General features: G+C 43.8%; 2 protein-coding genes and 1 pseudogene. All 3 read left to right on the forward strand.

The genetic code is table 11. The annotated features are described in order from the left end of the window. A partial coding sequence (locus tag ACFIJZ_RS09485; protein WP_375631893.1) for a hemagglutinin repeat-containing protein occupies positions 1-2,258 on the forward strand: 2,258 nt, incomplete at its 5' end. Between the two features lie 20 nt (positions 2,259-2,278). Then, entirely contained in the window at positions 2,279-2,695 is a 417-nt protein-coding gene (locus tag ACFIJZ_RS09490) for a hypothetical protein (RefSeq protein WP_375631895.1), read from the forward strand. A 15-nt stretch (positions 2,696-2,710) separates the two neighbouring features. Beyond that, positions 2,711-2,890 (forward strand): annotated as a pseudogene (locus ACFIJZ_RS09495) (filamentous hemagglutinin); the annotation flags it as partial.

A 2,890-nucleotide genomic window follows, 5' to 3' on the forward strand; every position in this document is an offset into this window, starting at 1 on the left:
ATAATATCACCCTATCAGAAAGCTATGATACCTCTAACGCAAAAGAAAAGCATGAAAAGTCTTTTGCTGGTGTGACAGGCTCTGTCAATGTGGGCATTCTTGGTACAGTAAAAGATGTAAAGGATGCAGTCAAACGTTTTGGTCATGGGGATACAAAACACAAAATCGGTAATGGTCTTATTGCTGGTCTAAAAGGCTATGATCTCTATAGCAAAGGCAAAGGTCTTTATAATGGGATGAAAGGTGGAAACAAACAGTCTATTCGTGATATTGCTGATGTTTCTGCTAGCGTAACCGTGGGCTTTAGGACAGAGAAGGAGGAGGCATCGGTTCAGACATCTACTGCGGTGACAGGTACAATAGAAGCAGGACGCGCTGTTAATATGCAAGCCCACAAAGGCAGCATCCATGGTGTTGGAGCCGATATTATTGCCGGTACAAACCCGATGCAAAGCAATGATGAACAGAGCGGGAATATCACCATGGGAGCAGGTAAAGATATCATCTTTGAAAGTGCACAAAACACGCAAAGCACAGAAAACCACACGCAAAGCGCTTCGATGAATGTTGGGTATAGTTATGGTACCGGTGGTCCAGGGTGGATGGGGAATGCTTCTTTTGGTAAAGGCAAGGGTTCCAGTGAGGAAGTTCAACACAAAAACAGCCATATTGTTGGCACTGGCACTGTTCATACCACGAGTGGGGCAAACACCACATTGGCAGGCGCCGTGGTTTCTGGAGAGCGTGTAGAAATGGAAGTAGGGGGTGATTTTGCCATTACCAGCCGCAGTGATACGGGACAAAGTTCCAGCAAGCAAAACTCTTTTTCCATTGGTTATAATAGCCGAGAAAAGGATGGTACAGCCTCAACCAATATTTCCTTGAACAAGGATAAATCCTCTAGCGATTATCATAGTGTTGTGGAGCAATCAGGCATCAAAGCGGGTGATGGCGGCTTTAAGATCAACGTTAAAGATAAAACAACGCTGACCGGAGGACTTATTTCCAGCACTGCGCCGGCAGATAAAAACAGCCTAACCACAGGAAGCATCAGCACCAGTGATATCAGCAACGGTGCGCATGCTCAAGCTAGCAGCCAAGGTTTAAGCATTTCTGCCGGTGGTCCGATGTATCAGGGCAAATATGGTGTCGGGAAAAACATTGCTAAAAATCTTTTAGATCATTCAAAAGCCCAAGATTCAGAGGAAGGATACACCAAATCTGCTATCAGCAATGGCACCATCGTCTTGACAGATGAAGCAGGGCAGAAGGCATTGACAGGGCAAGATGTTGAGCAAGCAATCTCCTCCCTTAATCGTGATACTGCTAGCGCCCATAAGGGTGTACAACAGCTCGATGTAGGCAAGCTGGAACAAATCGTCCATGAAAACCGCGAAATGGCAACCCAACTTTTAGAAGAAGGATTTAAATACAGTGATGACTCCTATAAAACCATGTTTATCAAAGAGCACCCCATCGCTGTGGTCGACCGTGATGAAAAGGGTAATATAATCTATGAAATAGATGCAAATGGACAGTATATCAAAGACGCTCGTGGACAAAAAATACCTCACGCACATTATTTAACGGATGAAGAAAAGCAGCATTTACAAGAGGGTGCTGATGGCAAGGTGCATGTGTCCTTTAATGGCATCTTTACTCCACCAGAGGAAGCCGCTGTTTATGCGGTTCAACATGCGAAGGATAAAAATGAACCGCTTTATTTTGTTGTGTTCCCTCAAGCCGATTCTGCTATTTCAGAACTTCTGGTCGCGGGCTATCAGAAGTTTATGGAAAATAACTTTTGGGGTTTGACCAATTCAACACAAGAAGCAAAAGATTTGATGTATAGCTATGGTCTTACAGGATTAGAACTTTATGGACATAGTCGCGGGACAATGACATTGGGGAATATGCTGTATTCTTTCAAACAAGAAGGGGTGCACGGGATAGCCGACAACACGAAGATCAATTTCTATGGACCCGCCTTTAATGCTTTAGTTGCATCCGGTCTGTTAGGTTATGTGAGTGATGGCAAACAAACCACTGTTGGCTTTGATGGGAATAGATATGACTTTGTAAGCAGAATTATTGGCGGCAATGGCTATACCTACGGGACACTCCCTGCTGGCAGTAACGTTTGGACAGAATGGTTGAGAGTGGCTACAAATCCCATAAGTTCCCATACTTGCCTTGGAGATGCGAGCGATAAGTGTACATGGCGCTATGGCACATCTCATCGTGAACAAAAACCTTGAATTAAATAATGGAGTAAAAAATGAAACAAACTCTAAAGCTATTAGGTGCTGTAACTTTGTTAAGTATCACCGGATGTCAGTTTAATAAAACTCCTGGAGGGTATTTGAGCGCGTGGGAGAAAAATGGTGTTACTAATTTTACAGAGATAGGAAAAGCCTTGTTAGAATGTGGCATGCCAACGCCTTATGATGTCGATCCAGAAAATAGAAAGCAGAGCATTAATGCAAAAGCAACAATTTATGCTTGCATGCTTCAATCAGGGTTTCGCTATAAAGATGAAGAGGTAGCAAGAGCGGGAGGGCCATGTTATACTTTTAGAGCCGAAAACCTTCCCATTTGTCGTCCAGGCGCTGTTGTTCCACAGCGCAGTGTCAAGAAGCGCTTGAACAGCCCTTTTTGTAAAAAACATCCAGAACAATATGAATGTTATCCTTAAGTTTTGCTGTTTGTGATGATTAACAATCCGCTATCCTTGCCTTCACTTGGAATGGCGCGATTGTTTCCTCACGCACATTATTTAACGGATGAAGAAAAGCAGCATTTACAAGAGGGTGCTGATGGCAAGGTGCATGTGTCCTTTAATGGCATCTTTACTCCACCAGAGGAAGCCGCTGTTTATGCGGTTCAACAT

The organism is Bartonella sp. CL70QHWL, from assembly GCF_042194855.1.
Taxonomy (GTDB): domain Bacteria; phylum Pseudomonadota; class Alphaproteobacteria; order Rhizobiales; family Rhizobiaceae; genus Bartonella.